We start from the raw sequence: 19,004 nt of genomic DNA on the forward strand, positions 1-19,004 counted from the left end.
TGATGTTAAGCCAGCTCTAGCTTTGCCAGCCAGCGGCTCAGTGACGGAGAGGCCCGCCCGATGAGGTTCAGGCCGTATGCTTCCGGGCCAACCAGCACCTCATCTTGGTCATTTATCAATGCCTTAATAATGCTGGTGGAGACGGCTGCGGGGCTGAGGTTTCGACGGGCATACAACTTGGATGCCCGGTTTCGGTCTTCGTTTTCGGCTTCAGCGCTTTTGCCCACAAATCGTGTCCGATCGGTAATTCCGCTGTTCACAATGCCTGGGCATACAGTGATGACTCTGACACCGTGATGGGCCAGATCGGCCCGCATACAATCGGAAAGCATGCGAACAGCGGCTTTGGTGGTGGAATAGGCGCTCATGGAACGATTAGGTGAGAACGCTGCTGCAGACGAGACGTTGATAATAACGCCACTGTTTTGAGCTTCGGCCATTTGTTTGCCGAAGAGCTGAGAGCCGTGAATGACAGACCAGAGGTTCACATTGAGAATCCGTCTCCAGTCTGCGCGGCTGGTTTGCAAAAAGGGGCCAGCCATCCCGATGCCGGCATTGTTGATCAGAATGTCGGGGACTTGTTCTTTTTTGGCGAGCTCGCGTGCGAGTTTATCCCAGCTACCGGCGATTCCTACGTCCATGGTATAGCTCGTTGCTCGAGCACCGAGAAGGCCTACTTGTTCAGTGGTACGCGCAGCGGCATCAGGGTCAATGTCGATTGCGATGACATCTGCGCCGGCTTTAGCGAGCTCGAGCAGTGTCTCTCGCCCAATGCCATTTCCGGCTCCGGTCACAACCGCCAGTTTGCCGCTGAATACCTTTCGCTCTCCCTGAGCACGGTGGCGATCCAATCCGGATGGAGCATCGCTATCGGGTACGCCGGATTCAATGAAATCAACAAAGCGACAAAGACGATTCGCTACAACCTCAGGATGGCTAACCTGTATCCAGTGTCCGCAATTGATTTCTTCGCACCAAAGTCGCGGAACCCACTTGTGCAAGTCTTCAAATAGCATTGGGGTTACAAACTTGTCTCGTTTTGGAACAAGAAGCTGTACGGGAAGTTGTGTGGACTTCTCTTGTGGCGAGGTTATTCGCGGGATTACGTTGGCGCGGTATAGGCGAACGCCCACTGCCCCATCTTTCCGCTGACTGTCAGAAGAGGGGCATTCTGCAATACCTTCAACGTGCTGAAGCAAACGGGGCCAAAGTTTATCCAGTCCCGATTTCCATAACGTGGGGGCTAAAACGGGAAGGTGAAACGCAGCGATGTACCATGAGTGAGCGACTTGTTTGGCTATTTTGTTAATTTTCGCAGGTTCTCCGCTCTTCAGGCCTTGTTTTAACCAATAGCCAACGTGGTCCAGACTGGGGCCTGAAATTGAAGTGTATGACTTTATGCGCTCTTGAAGGTTGGGATGAGTGGCAAACTCCCAGCATTGTATTGAGCCCCAGTCATGGCCAACAAGATGCACAGGCTTTTCGGGGCTAACTGCGTCCAGAACGGTACGAAAATCAGCCGTTAGATGCTCCAGGGCATAGTCCTTGGTGCGTTGGGGGGCGTCGGATTTCCCCGCACCGCGTACATCGTACACGGCGACATGAAAGCGTTTTGCAAGCTCGTCTATTGTGGCGTCCCAGATATGGCTGCAATCGGGGTAACCGTGCACAAGCACGATGGTCGTATCGGTGCTTTTGTTCCACTCGCGAACGCGAAGACGAAGCCCTTTATTCTCGATGTATTGGCTGCTTTCGTTCATGGCTTGATCTCTCTCTTTATTATTACATTATCTAGTGTAACAATAAGGTGTGGCTCGGTAAATAATGTGTAAAACTTGGCGGGTGCGCAGGCAAAGTGTTCTGGCAGGTCTGATCGCTGTTATATGTTACATTCGTTGATGTTAAGAATGTTAAGGTGTTCTTGTGAGGATATGAGCCGCTTGATGTGCTGACGTACCCCTTAAAAAATCAGTCTAATTCATGATTATCGGAGTATTTCTCAATGAAAAGTTTGCAAAACAAAGTGGCGGCCGTGACCGGGGCTGCGTCTGGTATAGGGCAAGCTCTTGCTAAAGCCCTTGCGAAGGAAGGTTGCCACCTCGCGTTGAGTGATGTGGACTCCGTAGGGTTGAAGAAAACGGTATCTGAGCTGAAACAGTTCGATGTCAAAGTGTGTCACGACGTATTGGATGTGTCTGATCATGCGGCGATGAACAAGTGGGCCGACAACGTTGTTGGTTATCACGGTAAGGTAAATCTGATTTTTAACAATGCCGGTGTGGCGATGGGCGGCACTGTTGAAGAAACGCCTTTGGAAGACTATGAATGGATCCTGAATATTAATTTGTGGGGCGTGATATATGGCACCAAGGCGTTCTTGCCCTATTTAAAATCGACGGGTGAAGACGGGCATGTGGTGAACATTTCAAGTGTGTTTGGCTTGTTCTCGCAACCTACTCAAAGTGCTTACAACACTTCAAAGTTTGCAGTGAGGGGATTTACGGAATCGCTTAGACAAGAGCTGGATCTGGAAGGAGGGAGAGTGTCAGCAAGCTGCGTTCACCCAGGCGGCATTAAAACCAACATCGCAAAAAATGCGCGAATGAACAAAAGCGTTGAGCGTATCGGTAAGCAAGCGAGCGCGGAGGAAATGCGCGATCAGTTCGAGAGCCTTTTCATCACCACCGCTGAGAAAGCGGCGACCGTCATTTTGAAAGGAGTGAAGAGTAACCAACGCAGAATACTGATCGGACCAGACGCCAAGCTTCTGGATGTCATGGCGCGAGCGTTGCCGGCCTCGTATCAAACCTTGGTGGAAAAATCGCTGGCGTTCACAGCGAGGTAGTCATTCTGAGAAAGGGCGCGGACTGTAAGGCATACAGTCCGCGTTCTGACGCTTCATAGTCAGGCGGCTATGGTTTCCTGATCGGCGAGAAACTGGTCGATTTGCTGCAGGTACTCACGGTTGTCGTGATCCCACGGGTGAAAGTCGGGTCGAAAGTAATCCAGATAGTTGCCGATTTGACGGCGCAGTAATCCAATATCTCCCATCGTGTATCTGAAAAAGTTCTTCCAGCCGTCCCAGTTGGTGATTTGTCCCTCATTGCGCAATGCTGCAATAAACGCAGGAATCGTTAAACCCCAAAAAATCACGGTCGCAGTCACGAGGCCCGCACTTCGGCCCAGGTAGGCGCCTGCACCTCGCCCCATGACGACATCCCAAACGTCATAAGCAACGGCTTTGTGCTCGGTTTCTTCCAGAGCGTGCCAGCGCCACAAAGCGGCATATTGCGGATCCGCACCTTCGGTGGCAAGTGGTTCGGATAACACTCCGTCAGCCAACAGGGCCGTAAAATGCTCCAAAGCGATCGTCGATGAAAGCCCGAAAGATTTGGGTGCATGCTTGGTCGCGCTTTTAAGCAGTTTGGTCACTACCCGTTCAAACGTTCTGGCGGCCGGCGTTTTGGCTAAGAACGCGGAATTGTACTCCTCATGTTCACGACCATGCATCGCCTCTTGACCAATAAAGGCTGTGACGGCTTTTTTCAGCTCAGGGTCTTCAATCTTGTCCCGGTAGGCTCGAACGCTATCGATAAAGAATCGCTCACCGACAGGAAGAATGGTTGAAAAAATATTGAGGAACGTCGTGAAAACCGGGCCGCCAGAATAGTGCCACTCACTAATAATCTTTGGGTCCAAGGCGAACCGAATGTCGCGTCTTGTCGGCATTAACATCGGTGTGTTCGTGTTTGGCTGACTCATATTAGCCTCCAACTGGAGTTGGTTTATTACGTGCACTAATTGATCTCCTGTACAACGTTACATTGACCAGTGTAGCATTGTCTACAGGTTCCGTTTACTCTGATTGAATCGTGGGGTGCGGAGGGTGATTCTGTGGTGGGGCTAGTTGACGCGGAGATAATATGAGTAAGCACGTTGATGTATTGATCATAGGGGCCGGCTTGTCAGGGATAGGGGCAGCGGCTCATTTGAGAAGAAATTGCCCGCAAAAGACATTTGCGATCCTGGAAAGTCGATCGTCTATGGGCGGCACTTGGGACCTGTTTCGTTATCCGGGTATACGGTCAGACTCTGACATGTTTACGTTGGGTTATAGCTTTAAACCATGGACAAGTGAGAAGAGTATTGCCGACGGCGCTTCGATCCTGAACTACATAAAGGACACTGCACATGAGTACGGCATCACAGAGAAAATCACCTATGGAATGCAGGTTGTCCGTGTCGAGTGGGATAGTGCGAAAGCGCAATGGACAGTCATTGCTATTCTGAAAGATAGCAACGAAGAACATGTTTTCACGTGCAATTTTTTGATGGGTTGCACGGGTTACTATAACTACGATTCGGGTTATACGCCTGAGTTTCCGGGCATTGAAAAATTCAAGGGAGAGGTTGTTCACCCGCAGAAATGGACAGACGACATTCAGTATCAAGGCAAAAGAGTCGTAATTATCGGGAGCGGGGCCACGGCCGTTACCTTATTGCCTGCGATGTGCGGTCAGGCGGAGCATGTGACGATGTTACAGCGGTCGCCAAGCTACGTGGCATCTGTACCGGAGAAAGATCATATTTCTATTGGCTTGCGAAAGGTCTTGCCTGAGAAGCTGGTCTATAAATTAGCTCGGGCAAGAAACGTTGGTGTCCAGCTTGGCGTTTACCGGCTTTCCAAACAAAAGCCTCAAGCGGTTAGGCGCCTTCTGCTGATGGCCGCCAAGCGCCAGCTGGGCAGGGATTTCGACATGACACACTTCTCACCGCACTATAATCCGTGGGATGAACGGCTATGCGCGGTACCCAATGGCGACTTATTCAAAGCGTTGAAGCAAAAAAAAGCTTCTGTGGTTACTGATCATATCGACAGCTTTACCGAGCAAGGGATTCGGCTGAAATCCGGTAAGGTGCTGCAAGCAGACATGGTTGTGACAGCGACTGGATTGGATATGAAAATATTTGGTGGGGTCACGCCCGTAGTCGATGGGCGAGCTGTAAATATCGGTGAATGCCTGATCTATAAAGGCTCCCTGGTCAGCGGCCTGCCGAATTTTTCTATGACGTTCGGATACACCAATTCATCCTGGACGTTAAAAGCCGATATGATAGCTGAGTATTGCTGCCGCCTGATCAACTATATGGATAAACACGGGATCCCTTACTGCGTCCCCGAAGCTCGGGGCGATGATTACTCTGATGCGCCGTTTCTAGACTTGCAGTCGGGATATGTGGCACGGGCCCGGCATTTGTTGCCGAGACAAGGCAATAGTGGCCCGTGGAAAGTCATACAAAGTTATTTGCACGACACCGCGGTGATTCGTTTTTCAAAGGGCAGCGAGCCTGGGCTGAGGTTTGCTAAAGCAAATCCGAAGAAAAAGGCAATAGCGGCCTTGCTTGGCCCGGTAGGACTCAAGTTTTCCTGAAATTCGGGCTGGGGGTAATCGTTTCTGCTCGCGAGAATTGACGCATAACAAAGTTCAGTTTTTTGCTCTTTTTTGGTTTGTATAGAAAACCCCGCGCTGGATCACATCCACGCGGGGTTTTTTGTTGCTTTAATCATGCGCTTGGCAATTGTGTTTGTTAGACTCGGCAACCGGCTTACAAATGTGCACGATGCAATGAGTGAAGATACCCCAAAACCTTTTTTTCGCCCCGGCAAGTTCATCTTGCTGTTGCTACTTGGGCTGTTTGTCTTTGCGGTGACGCTTGTTATTCGGATGCCGATTGGCTGGGCCTGGCATCAGGTGTCGGGGCAGATAGACCTTCCGCCTCAGGTACAGGTCCGTCAAATGTCGGGCAGTTTGTGGGGTGGTGCGGCGAAAGTGCATTTGGCGGGATTCCCCGCGCGGCTACAGTGGCAACTGGATTGGCCATCGTTTACTGATTTGACCCTTCCACTCGCATTCACAGTTTCTTCGCCGCAATCTCGTTTGAAAGGTATGGCCTCAGTGAGTTTGGCTGGCAATTTTGAAGTTGAGGCCGACGGTATCGTGACCGTTGCCGAATTTAAAGACCTTATCCGCCAAAGCGGCGGGGCCATGATAGACGGCAAGGTGGTTATTGATCGCCTGAAACTGCGTTGGGCTGATGAGCGGCTGCAACACGCCCAAGGCTTGGGGCGGTGGGATGGTGGTTTGGTTACCTGGCCAATGGGGAATCAAACCGGTCAGGCTCAGTTTCCGCCAATGCAGGCGAACCTGGATACGGTAGAAGGTGGTGTCGCATTAGATATTTCGGAGCAGGGCGGTGATGGCCCCGCGGCGGATGCCAGTATCCTCTGGGACGGCATGATGGAAATTCGTGTGTACAAGCGGATGGTGGATTTGGCGCAACAGCCTTGGTCTGAAAACAGCAGCCCAAGCGATGTGGTTTTTCGGGTTAAACAACCTCTTTTGCCGGGAGGTTTATAAAATGTCTGTTTTGTCCGTGAAATCACAAGAACGAATGTCTCGAACATTGGCCAATCTGCTGCTCCTTGCTTTGGTGATGTATTTGGGAGTGGAGCTTGCACGGGTTGCCTGGCTGTATGCCTGGCCGGAGCAGCCTGTGCCGGAATTGTATGGGCAAGGAACTGGCGCGCAGAGTGCTTTACTAGGCAGTGGCTTGGCACCGATAGCCGGGTACGAATTGTTTGGCCGGTCTGCGTCTCAGGCCGGTGTTGCGGATGTTATTCGAGAAACCGCACCGGAAACTGGCTTGCGTTTGCGCTTGGAAGGCGTGTTGATAGGGCGGCGTCCGGAAGACTCCGGTGCTATAGTTGCCGGAAGCAACGGAGAAACGGAATACTACCGGGTAGGCGATAGGCTGCCGGGTAACGCAGAACTTGCTGAAGTTGAGCCCACTCGCATATTAATCAGGCGAGGCGGGCGATACGAATCGCTGGCCTTTGAAGAGGTGCTCGGGGTTGACGGGATTGTGGCGAAAACACCAAAGGAAGAATCTCGTCCCCTAGGTTCGCCTGACGACATTCTGGCCAGCGCCAGGGCTCAACTGGATGCTCAGGGCGCAGCGGCTCTGCGCGCTTACGGGTTGAGCCCCGCCAGCGACAATGGCCAATCCGGATACGTGTACGATGGCTCGAATGCCATGCTGAACGCCGTTAATCTGAAACCCGGTGATGTGATCACAGCATTGAATGGCCAGCGGTTGGGCGATTTTGAACAGGATAAAGCGTTGTTTGACGAATGGCGCAGCCAGCCGCGGCTGGATATAGAAATAGAACGTAACGGAAGTCTACTTACGGTCAGCTACGCCATTCCCGAGCAATGGCGCAACTGATCGGGTAATTCAATACAGGACGATACCGCCAGATGTATAACCATAAAACAAACATCCTCAGGGCACTCTTATTTGTTTTTCTGCTGCCGTTAGTGGCCGTGGCACAGGCGCAGGAAGAAACGTGGAGGCTGAATCTCAAGGAAGCAGATATACGGGCCTTCGTAACTCAAGTTGCGGACATCACCGGCTACAGTTTTGTGGTAGACCCGCGAGTGAAGGGCAAAGTCACGGTGCTGTCGAGCGCACCGATGAACAAAGACGAAATTTACGATCTCTTTTTGGCGGTACTGAACGTGCACGGCTTTACTGCCATTCCTGGCGAAGAGGTCGTGAAAGTGGTGCAACAGGTGGATGCTAAACAATCCGCTGAAATACTGGATCGGTTTAACGCAACACCCTCTGAACAACTGATTACCCGGGTTATCCAGATTGATAATGCCAACGCGCTGGAGTTGGTGCCGATTCTTCGCCCCTTGGTTGCTAAATACGGGCATTTGGCCGGAGTGGCGGCGGCCAATGCCCTGATCGTGAGTGACCACTCATCCAACATTCAACGCATCGAACAGATCGTTCGTGAGCTCGACAGCCCCTCCCGTTCTGAGGTGGAAGTCATCCAACTTCGTGAAGCTTGGGTTGGCGACATGGTGAAGTTGCTGCAGGAATTGGCGCCAAGTGAATTGGGCCGTGCCGGTAACGACAATGTAGCCAAAAAATACAACGTGACGGCCGATGAACGCAGTAATCGCCTGATTCTGCGCGGCGACGAAGTCTTCCGTGAAAAGATGCGAGTGCTGATCCGCAAACTGGACCAGCCCTCCGCAAGCGGCGGCACAACCAAAGTCATCCGCCTGCGCCACGCCGATGCCAAAACCCTGACCGAAATACTCAAAGGCGTTATGGGCGAAGCCATTAAAGAAAGTGGCGGCTCTGGCGGCACCGGTGGCAGTGCAGGAAACCCGAACAACAACTTTGCTGTTTTCGCAGATGAAGGTTTGAACGCCCTGGTGGTTCGTGGCGACCCTTCCTTGATGCAAGAAGCGGAGCAGATTGTTTCTCAATTGGATGTTCGCCGTGCTCAGGTGATGATCGAGGCGGCGATCGTTGAGATCAGTGATGAGCTGGGCGACCAGCTCGGTGTGCAACTGGCCGCTGGCGACGAATCCGCGTCGGCTCTGCCAGTACTGGGAACCAACCTGACCAGCGGTTCGGGTATGGTTGGCCTGAATTCCGTAATCGGGGCGCTGGTTGGCGACGTGGTACCTCAGCTAGGTTCGGGCGTCACCATTGGTGCGGGCAACCGTGACGAGAACGGAATTACCTGGGGGGTGCTGATTCAGGCATTGTCCTCAGCGTCGGCGGCAAACCTGTTGTCTACGCCGAGTATCATTACACTGGATAACCAGGAATCAGAAATTATTGTGGGTCAGAACGTGCCATTCCGCACCGGGCAATCTACGGTCACCGGCGACGGCACAACCAACCCATTCACCACCATAGAACGCCGCGACGTAGGCTTGTCACTGAAAGTAACCCCAACCATCAGTGCAGATGGCCTGGTGCGGATGGTGGTTGAGCAGACAACCGAGGATATTTCGGCGACGACCGTAGCCGGAGCCTCCGATTTGATTACCAATAAGCGGGAGATCAAAACCACCGTGCTGGCAGACGACGGCGAAACCGTTGTACTGGGTGGGTTGATCAAAGACGACTATCAGGTCAATACGAGCAAGGTGCCGCTGTTGGGCGACATTCCATACTTGGGCCGGCTGTTCTCGTCTGAGAGTGAAAGTCGCGTGAAGCGCAACTTGCTGGTGTTCCTGCGCCCGACCATCATGCTTGGAAAGCAAGATGCGGCAGCAGCGACCCTGCAGAAGTTCAACCGTTTGTGGGATGTGAATCTGGAGGTTCGCGAGAAATTGGGCTTGCCGGAGCCTAATGCCGAACCGGCAGTGGAAATGCTGTTTGATGGGCGTCGCTATTAAACACTGATCAAGCATGAAGGGGGCCAGTTCCCGGCACACTTCAAGGCTTACGAGCCGTGCCGGGAGCTGGCCTTTTTTTGTGCTCGGGATTGGCGTCAAGACGGAGGGGGCTGCGTTGGTCGCAAAGCGAACGTTCGGATTTGGGGTAACCTTATGCGATACCTTGAATAAAGGGTTCGATGGAGACTGCATGTCGACTGATTTACTAACTATATGTGGCACGTGAACACCAACAAAGCGCTGGCGATTGTTCGTAACCCTTCTCCGGATTTGTCTGACAATGAGCGTTACTAATATAGGATTAAGGTTTGGTTCTATCTGCTAGGCACTTTTTGGAGCAGTCAGTAGTATCGCAACCTTCACTGTGACGAATGTTTTTTGCGATATTGGGTCGGTGTGCAGCCCATTTGTTTGCGAAAAGCAGTGTTGAATGTTGATTTCGAGTTGAACCCCACTTCGTAACAGATCTCGGTAACGCTATGGCGCGTATCCTTCAGTGCCTCGCAAGCCGCTTTAATGCGGTATCCATTAATCCACTCATAGAAATTCGAACCGGTACAAAGATTGATGGCAGCCGATGCCTGATGGGTCGTGGTGCCACAGGTCTCAGCGAGCACCCTGAGGGTTAGTGCATTCTCTCTGAAGAGCCCCCTTTCCATGGCATTACCAAGTTCTTTGAAAAGTGTTATGTCGGTCTCATCAACAAGCGCTGGATTGTTTTGCTTGGCTGATTCCTTTGATGCCAACGGGACAGGTGCGGTTCGCTGTATGTGCATGGGTGGATGAGCATGGGTCAACAGCAGGTAGGTAAGATAGGCAGTGGTCGGTGCCAGTACAAAGGCAACGGAAAAACTCTCACCAAAAACAAAGTAGACAAGGATTCTGATGGTCAAACTGGCAGCAATAATTAACTGGATGAGCTGGAGATGTCCCACCCATTCACGCACGGCTGCCTTGCGAGTATTGATGCCCTTTTTTCGTTGCAGCCACCAATAAAATAGACTGGAAGCACCAATAACGGCCAAATAGGAATTGCCATAAAGCGTGATCGGTTGCCAGAGCGACTCAGCAATTCTGCCCTTAAACATCCAGTGAACCTTGAGTTCCCCCGGCATGCTCCAGAAAGGTATCGCAAGGGCAGCGACCAGAATCATCGGCGCGGCATGTAGCCACCAATCCCCGGCCTTGTTTAACGCGTTATCGCCCTGAATGGCTCGAATATAGCCGAAGATACAGAAAGGCATCATCACGATAAGCGGGTCGAAAAGCTTGAGAAAGAACGGAAACCGTTCCATCAAATCGCTGGCCTGGTACATGAATTCCAGAGACTGAAGGATAACGAGGCACACCAGAGCAAGCAGGTATGCCATTGGAAGCCTGTCCTGCTGCCTGTTTACAAACCAGCTCAAACTGGCGAAAAGCAGGATGACCCCGATGCAAAGGCATATCAGTGCGACGGTACCCGTCCAGTAATTCATCTCGTCTCCATATACGAATCGATCGATTCGAACTCACAGGCTATTGTTTTTTAACGTTAAATAAAAAAGTAATCGAATCTATCGATGCGGACGACCCGATCCGACGGATGCCGTTAAATAGTCCTCGCAAAAACACAAAAACAACGAGGACTCCTCTATGGAAATTCGCTCAGGCACGGCCCTTCTTGTACTTGGCACGGTGATTTTATCAGGCTGCAACGGTGGGTCGGATAACGCAAGTTCTTCGTCATCACCGGATCAGGCTCAGTCCTATCAAGCTGATATCCGTTACACCGAGTATGGTGTGCCTCACATTACCGCAAATGATTATGGCTCTCTCGGATACGGTGTTGGTTATGATCATGCCAGAAACAATCTCTGCACACTGTCCGAACAGCTGGTCAAACTGAAATCCCAAAAGTCCCGTTACTTCGGGCCTGGCGAGCAGAACGTAAACCTGCTGACGGACGTTGGCTACAAAGCTCTTGATTATCCAGCCCAGGCTGCTGAATTATTCAAAGAACTGTCCCCTCCGTCCAGCGAACTTTTGAAGGGTTACGCAGCAGGCTTCAATCGCTCTCTGGCGGAACGTCAGGGCCCCGGTGATTATCCGTCACCCTGCCGCGGTGCGGACTGGGTTGAGCCGATAACAGCTCAGGATTTGCTCGCCTACCAGCTGGATCTTGCCGGGCTGGCCAGCGCCCGAAATTTTATCGAAGCGATCGCCGTCGCGCGGCCACCCACTTCCAAGGCGGCCGCATTTAATGTTCGGCTGGATCCTGCCAAAGTGTTTACTTCGGAAGGTATTGGTAGCAATGGCTGGGCTCTGGGGAATGAAAAAACCGACGGTGCCAACAGTCTGCTTCTGGGCAACCCGCATTTCCCCTGGGATGGCGAGCTGCGTTTTTACCAAAACCACCTGACCATTCCGGGCGAACTGGACGTAACCGGCGTTACGATGATTGGTTTGCCGGCAGTAGTGATTGGTTTTAATAACAATCTGGGATGGACTCACACAGTCTCCCAATCCAAACGATTTACCCTGTATCAACTGGAACTCGATCCGGCTGATGCAACCCGTTATGAATACGACGGTGGTTACCGTGATATGGCGACCAAAACCGTGGAAATACCGGTGAAACAGCCGGATGGTAGCCTTGCTAACTACAGTCAAACAGTCTATTTCAGTCACCATGGCCCAGTCGTTAATCTGGCTTCTTTATCGCCAGCTTTAGGTTGGACAGAGGGCTCGGCAGTCGCCTTCCGGGACGCCAACCACGGCAATACCCGGATGCTGGATCAGTGGCTTGCGATGGGCAAGGCTGAAAGTCGTGAGGTTTTCTTCCAGGCATTTGAAGAAAATCAGGGCATTCCCTGGGTAAACACCCTGATGATCGACCGCGAAGGTACCGCCAATTATATTGATGGAACGCTGGTACCCAACCTCACGCCACAGGCCGAGCAATACTGGCGGGCCGCGTCGCAGTCTCCGCAATTGGCGCCAATCTGGCAGGATGGTGCCGGCAGTGTCCTGCTGCCCGGAAACAGTTCCAATTTTGAGTGGCTGGATACCGGTGAAACTTTGTCGCCAGGGTTGATCCCTTTCAGCAAGGCACCGCAACAGACCCGCAACGACTATGTCTTCAATGCCAACAGCAGCCACTGGCTCTCAAACCTGGAGCAACCACTTGAAGGTTTCAGTATTCTTTACGGGCCAGAACAAACCATTCGAAGCACACGCACTCGTTTCAATGCAAAGCTGCTCACTGACACCAGCAGTTCCGGGCTGGCCGGTTCGGACGGCCGTTTCTCTCTGGAGGAACTCAAGAGTGTGATGACGCACAATGGTTCGCTGTTCGGTAGTGAGTGGAAAAACGCTCTGACCCAGCGTTGCACCACTTACCCGACGGTTACCTATCAGAGCGCAGCATTTGATCTTAGCGCTGCCTGTCAGGCCTTGATCAACTGGGATGGCCGCTACAATATCAACAGCGCGGGTGCACACCTGATGCGGGAGTTCCTTGCAGCATTCCGTGTATCCAGCCATCGGGAATTGGACGACGACCTGTTTGCTTCGGGCTTTGATCCCGATTCGCCGGCAATGACGCCTTCCGGTCTGGCGCCGATCGATCCTGTTGACGCAACTAATGATCCGGTGCTCCAGGCCCTTGCGGCAGCGGCGACAAGGTTGACGGACAATAGTCTTTCGCTGAATGCCTCTTTGGGTTCGCTGCAGTATGTCCTGAAAGCTGACGGTGAGCAGCCTATTCCTGTCTCCGGAGGTTATTCGTTTGAGGGCGTGTTCAACATGGCCGAAACCAAGGCGAGTTCCCGAAGCACGTCAGACCTGGCGAACACCCTGACGGGGCAGCCAACTGAAGACAGCCCTCTGTTCGCTCTGGACGAAGACGGTGATGGCCAGGATGAATTGGCTTACCGGATAAACTATGGTTCCAGCTTTGTGATGGCGCTTCAGTACACAGCTGAAGGCCCTAAGGCTGATATGTTCCTCAGCTATAGCCAGGATCACGATCCTGAGGCCGAACACTTCAAAGACCAGACGGAGCTATACAGCGACCTGGAGTGGCGACCGATTCTTTTTAAAGAGGAGGACATCGCAGCAGCGGTCGTGGAAACCGTTAATCTGCGCGAGTAATTCAGGCGTGAGCGGCCCCGTTTATCGGGGCCGCTTCGTATTGATCTGCTCCCAACTTTCTAATTCACCGCGACCTTAGTAATGTTCAGAAAAAGCGACGGATTCGGATGCCCGCCTTTGTTTAAAAGCTTGGGAAGCTCGGCTTGGTCGCAAAGCGAACATTCAGATGGTGCGATAAGGATTGGCTTTGTGGGGTGCCGGAGCGCAGCATAGGCGCGTCCGCCAACAGCCGTTTATTTTAGAATCATACTTCGATGATGATCCTTTGCATTACGTCTTTATAGTATTCAACGTAGATGGGGTAAACGCCGTCTGCTCCAAGAGATATAGCAATGCCTGCCCCCAAACGGCCATTCGAAAAGGACAGGTGACGGATTTTTTTATAGTCCGGGTCGCGAAGATTGCCGGCAATATAGCTGGTTTCTATGGCAGGTAACGCTCCATTGTAGTCAATCTTTTTAGTTAACCCATTTACAGCCATCTCTTGCGCGGTTAACTCTTCTTCCAGCCCCAAAAGCTCGGAAGGAAATGGGTCATTTTCATCATCGGTACAGAACAACTCACCTGTAGTGATGACCCGGTACATATGTTTCTGTTTTGGAAGTTCTAGCTCCTCAATTTCTGGCGGCATATTCAGATACCAAGGGTCACAGATCATAAGGCTAGCGCTATCCACGCAGACTGAACCTATGCATCTCTGCTCCAAGTCACTGTCAGAAACTTCAATAAAGTCCTTTTCCTCAGAATCCCAGACTGTGATGCTGTTTCGATACTCAGTTGCCTTTTCTAGTGAGTCTCGAAGCGATCCAATTTCTTTGTTCTTTAGCTCAATTTGCTCTTCATGGGAGGCACTATCCTCAACTAATCTGGCAAGTTCTTCCTCTCTTACCCTTATTCTGTCGCTGAGTTGTTTTTCTACGAACTCCGGCGCTCTGCGTTCTAGCTCTAGGGCCTTATCCTTCCAAAGCTTTAAATTCTGCTCAGAAACTTTTAGCTGAGTCTCTTTAAGCTGGTTGACCGCACGAAGATTCTTTATGTATGCAGCATAGATAAAACCAATAACCGCTAAAGCAGTTAGGTTCGTAGCCGCAGCAATTATTTCATACACGACATTCCCTCAATTTTATGAGCAAGACTCAGCTCACTTGTAACGCCAAGGCCACCCGTGTGACGCGCATTGTTGTACGTCTGACTACTCCACTTTTCTGTCGACAGTTTCCATACCTGGATCGAGCGCATGTGAATCCCAGTCACAGTTCCAAGTTCGACTCATTATCTCGGCTATGTCTTGCCGAACCTGAAGAGAGTTTTCTGGGGTGCAAAACTGTTCTGTTTCGGTACGCAGATTCCAGGGAATGCTATCAATGTCATCGGTCAGCTCCCCAACTGAGATAATCTTTTCCTCTCTCAAATTCTCTTCTTTGGGGTGTGCCATGTTGTCGCGGAACGACAAGAGCTGTGTCACTGACTGATAAGGACGTTTACCAAAGTCCGCTCCAGAGTCAGCTGCTTTGAAGATAGCCTTAACCCTTTCCTTCGTTCCAGGTATTGCTAGGAGATCGTAAGTATTCGGAAGATTCTGGGCAACAACGGTTGCATACCCCTCGATAAAGAACGCTTCCATAACCAACCCGGCCATCCGAAATAGCTGCGAACCTCGCGGGTACTCACGCGCATGTTTATCCAAATGATAAGAAATATTCGCAATCGTAGCGTGGGGTTTAACAATTCTTTTCCTAGTCTGGATTACTTTTTTATCTGCCATATGGTTTCCATCTCAGGACTTACAACGCCATGGCTTTGCGGCGCACCGGAGCGCCAGCGCAGGCGCGTCCGACAACAGCCGATTGTTAATGGTTTTTATTGAAGACTCCGATCTCCATGATGTCCGACGGAGGTACGTCTACGTTTATGAAGGCCTCGCAGCACTCTGAAATATCACCGCTCAAATACCTCCTCACCCTATCCGACTGAAATGGTAGCATCGCATTCAATGGAATAGATGCTGTAACCACCAGCGGCTCTCCAATCGACTCAAGGGCTTTTCTTACCTCACCAAACTTTGGCACCTGCTCTGCAAGCTTATACAGAGCCTCTCCGCCAAAGTATCGAAAAAGCTTTTCACAACCATCATCGTCTTCGAAGAGGGCCCTGTTGAGGCAAAAGCATATTTTCCCTTCCCGACTTCTCAAATTTTGACCACTTATAAACCGTCGAACTTCAGAAAAATAATCATCAAGCAGTCCACGGGAAAGGCCACCCGCCATCAGCACTCCGTCCAAATATTGGATACGCTCCTCTAAGTCGAATTTTTTCAGACCCGAAGAAGCAATATCGCCCCTTATTGCACGAGTACAGTGATAGGCCTTTACACGGACTGAACGCGGATCACCGGTGAGAGCATTCTTATGCTGATCTAGATCTATGACCACTGGATACCTTTCACGCTTTTGTTTACGAATTCGAGGAGTACAGCCCGGTCGCAAAGCGGACATTCAGCCTTGGGGGTGACGCAGAGCGCTCCGCTCCAGTGGCCTTGACATAGCGAAGCGGAAGCAAGGGCATCCGTGTGACGCGTATTGTTAAACCTTACCCGATTTTCAGTTCTGAGCGCATTTGCCGAACGATATCCTCGAAGAGCTTTTGAGATCTTTCCCCCTCAGCTTTCATCTCTCCACTGAACATGGATGTAGGGTCCGCCAGATCAATTTGCTCGAGCCGACGCAGCACCGCGCAGGATTCGTCCATTAATTTACGCTGGATATTCACATACTCATTTATCAGTTCCTGTAGCTTGTCTGAACAGACCAGCCGGAGACCATTGAGCTCACCCGTAGCTTGAGAAAACGAGGTTCTAATTCCGGCCATTAGATGATTCAGCTCCTCATTCAAACGGATAACTGGATCACTTGACTGGCCCTCAGACGCAAGAATCTCGCTCAAGCATTTTGCGTATGTCTCGGTCATGAATTCTTCAAACTGGGCATGACTGGTTGAAGAGATCTGCTCCAACGCTTTCAGGTAATGCTTATATTCAGAAAACCGAATCTCAAAATTTCTCCGGTTTTTCTCATCCCATCTCCGGAGACCAAAGAAAATTAGAGGCCCGATGATTGCGGTTACGATCGTCGGAATAATGGCTGACTGTATAACTGCCTCTAATTCCATAGGTCTCCTGGGTTTAACGCTTGGCTTTTTGGGCGCGCCGGAGCGCAGCGTAGGTGCGTCCGCCAACAGCCACTTGTTAGATTTTCACCCCTCGAGCCCACGGATATATTCATGAGAGGGCACGAATAGTGGTAAAGAAACACCGTCTCTCTCCCCGGAGAGCCGTCTTTCTCTAATTAGGACCATTTGCACGAAATAAACCACACCAGCCCTAGCCAGCTTGAGAGTTTGGAGAGACTCGCGTGCAAACTCTTGAAAACGGTAGTGTTCAACACAATCTGACTCGCCACTCTCATGTCGCAACCCCATGTCGTGGAGCACGGTAAATCGATGTGTTGAGGAATTTCTTGAGCTTTGTTTTATTGCCAAAAAACCCTGTTCATTCGATAAATCTCTAGAAATCTCAGTCATTGCCAGAAGTGCGGTATTGCCTTTCTCAACCTCTTCTTCAATTACTGGGGCCAACTCTCTCGTTTTTTGGCCCTTCTTAACTTTCTTAAACCAGGCAGTCTTCATCGATGCACCCTTGGCCCCATCAATCCCCAAGTAAGACAGTGAAGCCACCGCGATTTTATCAAGGATGTCCAAAGCACTACGTTGGGCCAAAGCTAAAGCTGACTGATTTACGCCGTAGCAAGCGTAATCGAGAGTGTCATTATAATTGCCAGTTTCTTTGAAGCGCTCATGGGATGCGTCGAAGAGTAATTGCCTTGCCAGTATGTACTCAGATTTTAGGACGTTGACCATCGCAAAAATCTCAGGAACGCTCCCGCCTGATCCTGTAGTCGATATTACCGACGCTATATTAATATTGTCCCAGTATTGAGAACCATGTGCGTGGGAGTGAATGGTCGGCGAGAGCGTCAGATTGTTTTTTACGACGAAGCCCTCATAGTTATCAACATGAGCGACTTTCTCTGTTTTTTTGATTGGACGAATATCAGTTATTTCGCCCGTGATCCCGTTGACCCCATGTTCACCAGAGTATGAATGTATTGTTTCGATATTCTGACTAACATGATCTGCAAGGTGTTCCATTTCTGACTTCACCAATTCGGGCTCGCCCAAGCCTTGATTCAATGCATACCTGAGCATTTTTAAGGCGCCAGAGCTTGCGACCCCATTTTTTGGGTTTTCCTCTAGGGCTTGAGAATATAAATCATATGCTTCTACCCAGCGATAGGAGGACCAAAGAAGATTACCCAAATTAGTAAAGGACTGAGACCGAGTGTCATGAGATGCTTCCGAATCAATCGCTGCTTTGTAGAAGAGCTGGCGTGCTTCTAATCGATACTTTTCAGTTATTCCATACCAGCTATACCCTTCGTACCTCGTAGACAAGGCAAGAGCGTGCAGGCCATTCGCCAAGTTATAGCTGAGCTCCGAGTTTTCTTTACACTTGCCGACAATAAACCGAAAAATTTCAACTCCTTTAAAGACTGAATCAAAGTCCTTCAGTAACCCTCCAGCGTCCACCAGAATGACTGCTTTCAACATATCAATGTTGATACTCCCGGAGAGCTCCAGCGCTTGACGAATAGCTTCCTGCGGATTCTCATCGACCAAGCGATTCAGCTTTTCCGCTTGTTCAGCAAATTCCACTCAGCCTCCTGAAAATCTAACGCCCCGCTCACGCGGCGATTGGGAGCCGCGAAGCGGCGGAAAATCGGTCGCCGTGCAGCCGATTGGTATATTCACAGATGCTCAGCTAACCACTGCACTACTTGAGGCTTCCCCACAGGGGAGTAACGACTCAGATGTGGTAAGCCTGCCACATAAACTGGCCTATCATTTATACGACAACGAAAGCCTTTTACCTGCCAGTTGCCATGACCCGATGGCATATTCTCTTCTTTTCCCCCAAACATCGCGTGCAAATATCCGTAAGGGGAATCGACAGAGTTTCCGAATGCGATTATTAGCTTCGGTTGTACTACTTTCAGAATGGCTTCGTGAACTGGCCAGCATCTCTTGGCTAAAGAAAAACTTATGTCGTTAGCCAATCGACTTTGAAAGAAAATCAGGTTACTCGCACAGACCGCTGAAGTTTCCAACCCAAGTTCGTTGAGCAACCAGTGAATTCTTTTTTGAAGTGGAGCCTCCCCAGGCTCCCATGCACCATTACCATTGCTCCAGCGCTCATCAATGTATGAGTTATCACTGAATGACAACATCGACTGTACGCTTTCACCAAGTGGCGCTCCATTGCTGCCACCCGGATTAAAGCCGAGCAAATAAACACTTCCGGGCTTCAATGTCTCATGGCTGCTGTAAAGGATGCCTCCTGGCTCCCCCAAGAGATCCGAGAGGCTCTCCTTAGCAATGCTCGGAATTTCATCCTTTGTCATGCGCGTACTCCTTTGAATATAGCGCCGCCATAAACGGCTGCTGATCTTGCACCACTTTGGTGAACGCTTTGAGCACTGAGCTTTT

General features: G+C 50.8%; 15 protein-coding genes. 6 read left to right on the forward strand and 9 right to left on the reverse strand.

Going from position 1 to position 19,004, the window contains the following annotated elements; translation table 11 throughout:
- Positions 1-5 precede the first annotated feature (5 nt).
- On the reverse strand, positions 6-1,760 hold the full coding sequence (locus tag MWU64_RS11245) for an SDR family oxidoreductase (RefSeq protein ID WP_247064429.1): 1,755 nt from the start codon (positions 1,758-1,760) through the stop codon (positions 6-8).
- 242 nt (positions 1,761-2,002) lie between these two features.
- On the opposite strand from MWU64_RS11245, the gene MWU64_RS11250 reads away from it, so the two are divergent.
- Entirely contained in the window at positions 2,003-2,845 is an 843-nt protein-coding gene (locus MWU64_RS11250; protein ID WP_247064431.1) for an SDR family NAD(P)-dependent oxidoreductase, read from the forward strand.
- Positions 2,846-2,904: 59 nt separating this feature from the next.
- On the opposite strand, the gene MWU64_RS11255 is transcribed toward MWU64_RS11250, so the two are convergent.
- Entirely contained in the window at positions 2,905-3,762 is an 858-nt protein-coding gene (locus MWU64_RS11255; protein WP_247064433.1) for a metal-dependent hydrolase, read from the reverse strand.
- Positions 3,763-3,923: 161 nt separating this feature from the next.
- On the opposite strand from MWU64_RS11255, the gene MWU64_RS11260 reads away from it, so the two are divergent.
- From MWU64_RS11260 to gspD, 4 genes are all read left to right on the forward strand, one after another.
- Positions 3,924-5,432: an NAD(P)/FAD-dependent oxidoreductase gene (locus MWU64_RS11260; protein WP_247064435.1), complete on the forward strand. Its 1,509-nt coding sequence runs from the start codon at positions 3,924-3,926 to the stop codon at positions 5,430-5,432.
- Positions 5,433-5,627: 195 nt separating this feature from the next.
- Entirely contained in the window at positions 5,628-6,419 is a 792-nt protein-coding gene (gene gspN / locus MWU64_RS11265) for a type II secretion system protein N (protein ID WP_247064437.1), read from the forward strand.
- 1 nt (position 6,420) lies between these two features.
- A complete protein-coding gene (locus MWU64_RS11270) occupies positions 6,421-7,287 on the forward strand; it encodes a type II secretion system protein N (RefSeq protein WP_247064439.1) in 867 nt (288 codons plus the stop codon).
- 32 nt (positions 7,288-7,319) lie between these two features.
- The gene (gspD, locus tag MWU64_RS11275; RefSeq protein ID WP_247064441.1) at positions 7,320-9,269 is read left to right on the forward strand and encodes a type II secretion system secretin GspD; all 1,950 of its coding nucleotides are present in this window, start codon (positions 7,320-7,322) and stop codon (positions 9,267-9,269) included.
- A 359-nt stretch (positions 9,270-9,628) separates the two neighbouring features.
- Here the strand turns inward: gspD and MWU64_RS11280 are convergent, their stop codons facing one another.
- Positions 9,629-10,747, reverse strand: a complete 1,119-nt coding sequence (locus tag MWU64_RS11280) for an AraC family transcriptional regulator (RefSeq protein ID WP_247064443.1) — start codon at positions 10,745-10,747, stop codon at positions 9,629-9,631.
- Between the two features lie 157 nt (positions 10,748-10,904).
- Between MWU64_RS11280 and MWU64_RS11285 the strand changes: the two genes are divergently transcribed.
- Positions 10,905-13,403 carry a penicillin acylase family protein gene (locus tag MWU64_RS11285; protein ID WP_247064446.1) on the forward strand — a complete coding sequence of 833 codons (2,499 nt, stop codon included), beginning with the start codon at positions 10,905-10,907 and terminating at the stop codon, positions 13,401-13,403.
- 244 nt (positions 13,404-13,647) lie between these two features.
- On the opposite strand, the gene MWU64_RS11290 is transcribed toward MWU64_RS11285, so the two are convergent.
- The 6 genes from MWU64_RS11290 to MWU64_RS11315 form a co-directional block, all read right to left on the reverse strand.
- Complete coding sequence (locus tag MWU64_RS11290) at positions 13,648-14,511, reverse strand: hypothetical protein (protein ID WP_247064448.1); 864 nt, start codon at positions 14,509-14,511, stop codon at positions 13,648-13,650.
- Positions 14,512-14,595: 84 nt separating this feature from the next.
- Positions 14,596-15,168 (reverse strand): hypothetical protein, encoded by a 573-nt coding sequence (locus tag MWU64_RS11295; RefSeq protein WP_247064450.1) that lies wholly within the window; start codon positions 15,166-15,168, stop codon positions 14,596-14,598.
- Positions 15,169-15,253: 85 nt separating this feature from the next.
- Complete coding sequence (locus MWU64_RS11300; RefSeq protein WP_247064452.1) at positions 15,254-15,835, reverse strand: hypothetical protein; 582 nt, start codon at positions 15,833-15,835, stop codon at positions 15,254-15,256.
- A 157-nt stretch (positions 15,836-15,992) separates the two neighbouring features.
- The gene (locus tag MWU64_RS11305; RefSeq protein WP_247064454.1) at positions 15,993-16,571 is read right to left on the reverse strand and encodes a hypothetical protein; all 579 of its coding nucleotides are present in this window, start codon (positions 16,569-16,571) and stop codon (positions 15,993-15,995) included.
- Between the two features lie 84 nt (positions 16,572-16,655).
- Positions 16,656-18,173 (reverse strand): LA2681 family HEPN domain-containing protein, encoded by a 1,518-nt coding sequence (locus MWU64_RS15480; RefSeq protein WP_247064456.1) that lies wholly within the window; start codon positions 18,171-18,173, stop codon positions 16,656-16,658.
- A 92-nt stretch (positions 18,174-18,265) separates the two neighbouring features.
- Entirely contained in the window at positions 18,266-18,919 is a 654-nt protein-coding gene (locus MWU64_RS11315) for a uracil-DNA glycosylase family protein (RefSeq protein ID WP_247064458.1), read from the reverse strand.
- Positions 18,920-19,004: the final 85 nt, after the last annotated feature.

Source organism: Marinobacter sp. S0848L (assembly GCF_023016065.1).
Lineage (GTDB): Bacteria > Pseudomonadota > Gammaproteobacteria > Pseudomonadales > Oleiphilaceae > Marinobacter.

What these genes read in the sequence shown, in the direction of transcription:
- MWU64_RS11245 (WP_247064429.1), bottom strand. Translation starts at nt 1,760, where the DNA reads ATGAACGAAAGCAGCCAATACATCGAGAATAAAGGGCTTCGTCTTCGC.
- MWU64_RS11250 (WP_247064431.1), top strand. Translation starts at nt 2,003, where the DNA reads ATGAAAAGTTTGCAAAACAAAGTGGCGGCCGTGACCGGGGCTGCGTCT.
- MWU64_RS11255 (WP_247064433.1), bottom strand. Translation starts at nt 3,762, where the DNA reads ATGAGTCAGCCAAACACGAACACACCGATGTTAATGCCGACAAGACGC.
- MWU64_RS11260 (WP_247064435.1), top strand. Translation starts at nt 3,924, where the DNA reads ATGAGTAAGCACGTTGATGTATTGATCATAGGGGCCGGCTTGTCAGGG.
- gspN (WP_247064437.1), top strand. Translation starts at nt 5,628, where the DNA reads ATGAGTGAAGATACCCCAAAACCTTTTTTTCGCCCCGGCAAGTTCATC.
- MWU64_RS11270 (WP_247064439.1), top strand. Translation starts at nt 6,421, where the DNA reads ATGTCTGTTTTGTCCGTGAAATCACAAGAACGAATGTCTCGAACATTG.
- gspD (WP_247064441.1), top strand. Translation starts at nt 7,320, where the DNA reads ATGTATAACCATAAAACAAACATCCTCAGGGCACTCTTATTTGTTTTT.
- MWU64_RS11280 (WP_247064443.1), bottom strand. Translation starts at nt 10,747, where the DNA reads ATGAATTACTGGACGGGTACCGTCGCACTGATATGCCTTTGCATCGGG.
- MWU64_RS11285 (WP_247064446.1), top strand. Translation starts at nt 10,905, where the DNA reads ATGGAAATTCGCTCAGGCACGGCCCTTCTTGTACTTGGCACGGTGATT.
- MWU64_RS11295 (WP_247064450.1), bottom strand. Translation starts at nt 15,168, where the DNA reads ATGGCAGATAAAAAAGTAATCCAGACTAGGAAAAGAATTGTTAAACCC.
- MWU64_RS11305 (WP_247064454.1), bottom strand. Translation starts at nt 16,571, where the DNA reads ATGGAATTAGAGGCAGTTATACAGTCAGCCATTATTCCGACGATCGTA.
- MWU64_RS11315 (WP_247064458.1), bottom strand. Translation starts at nt 18,919, where the DNA reads ATGACAAAGGATGAAATTCCGAGCATTGCTAAGGAGAGCCTCTCGGAT.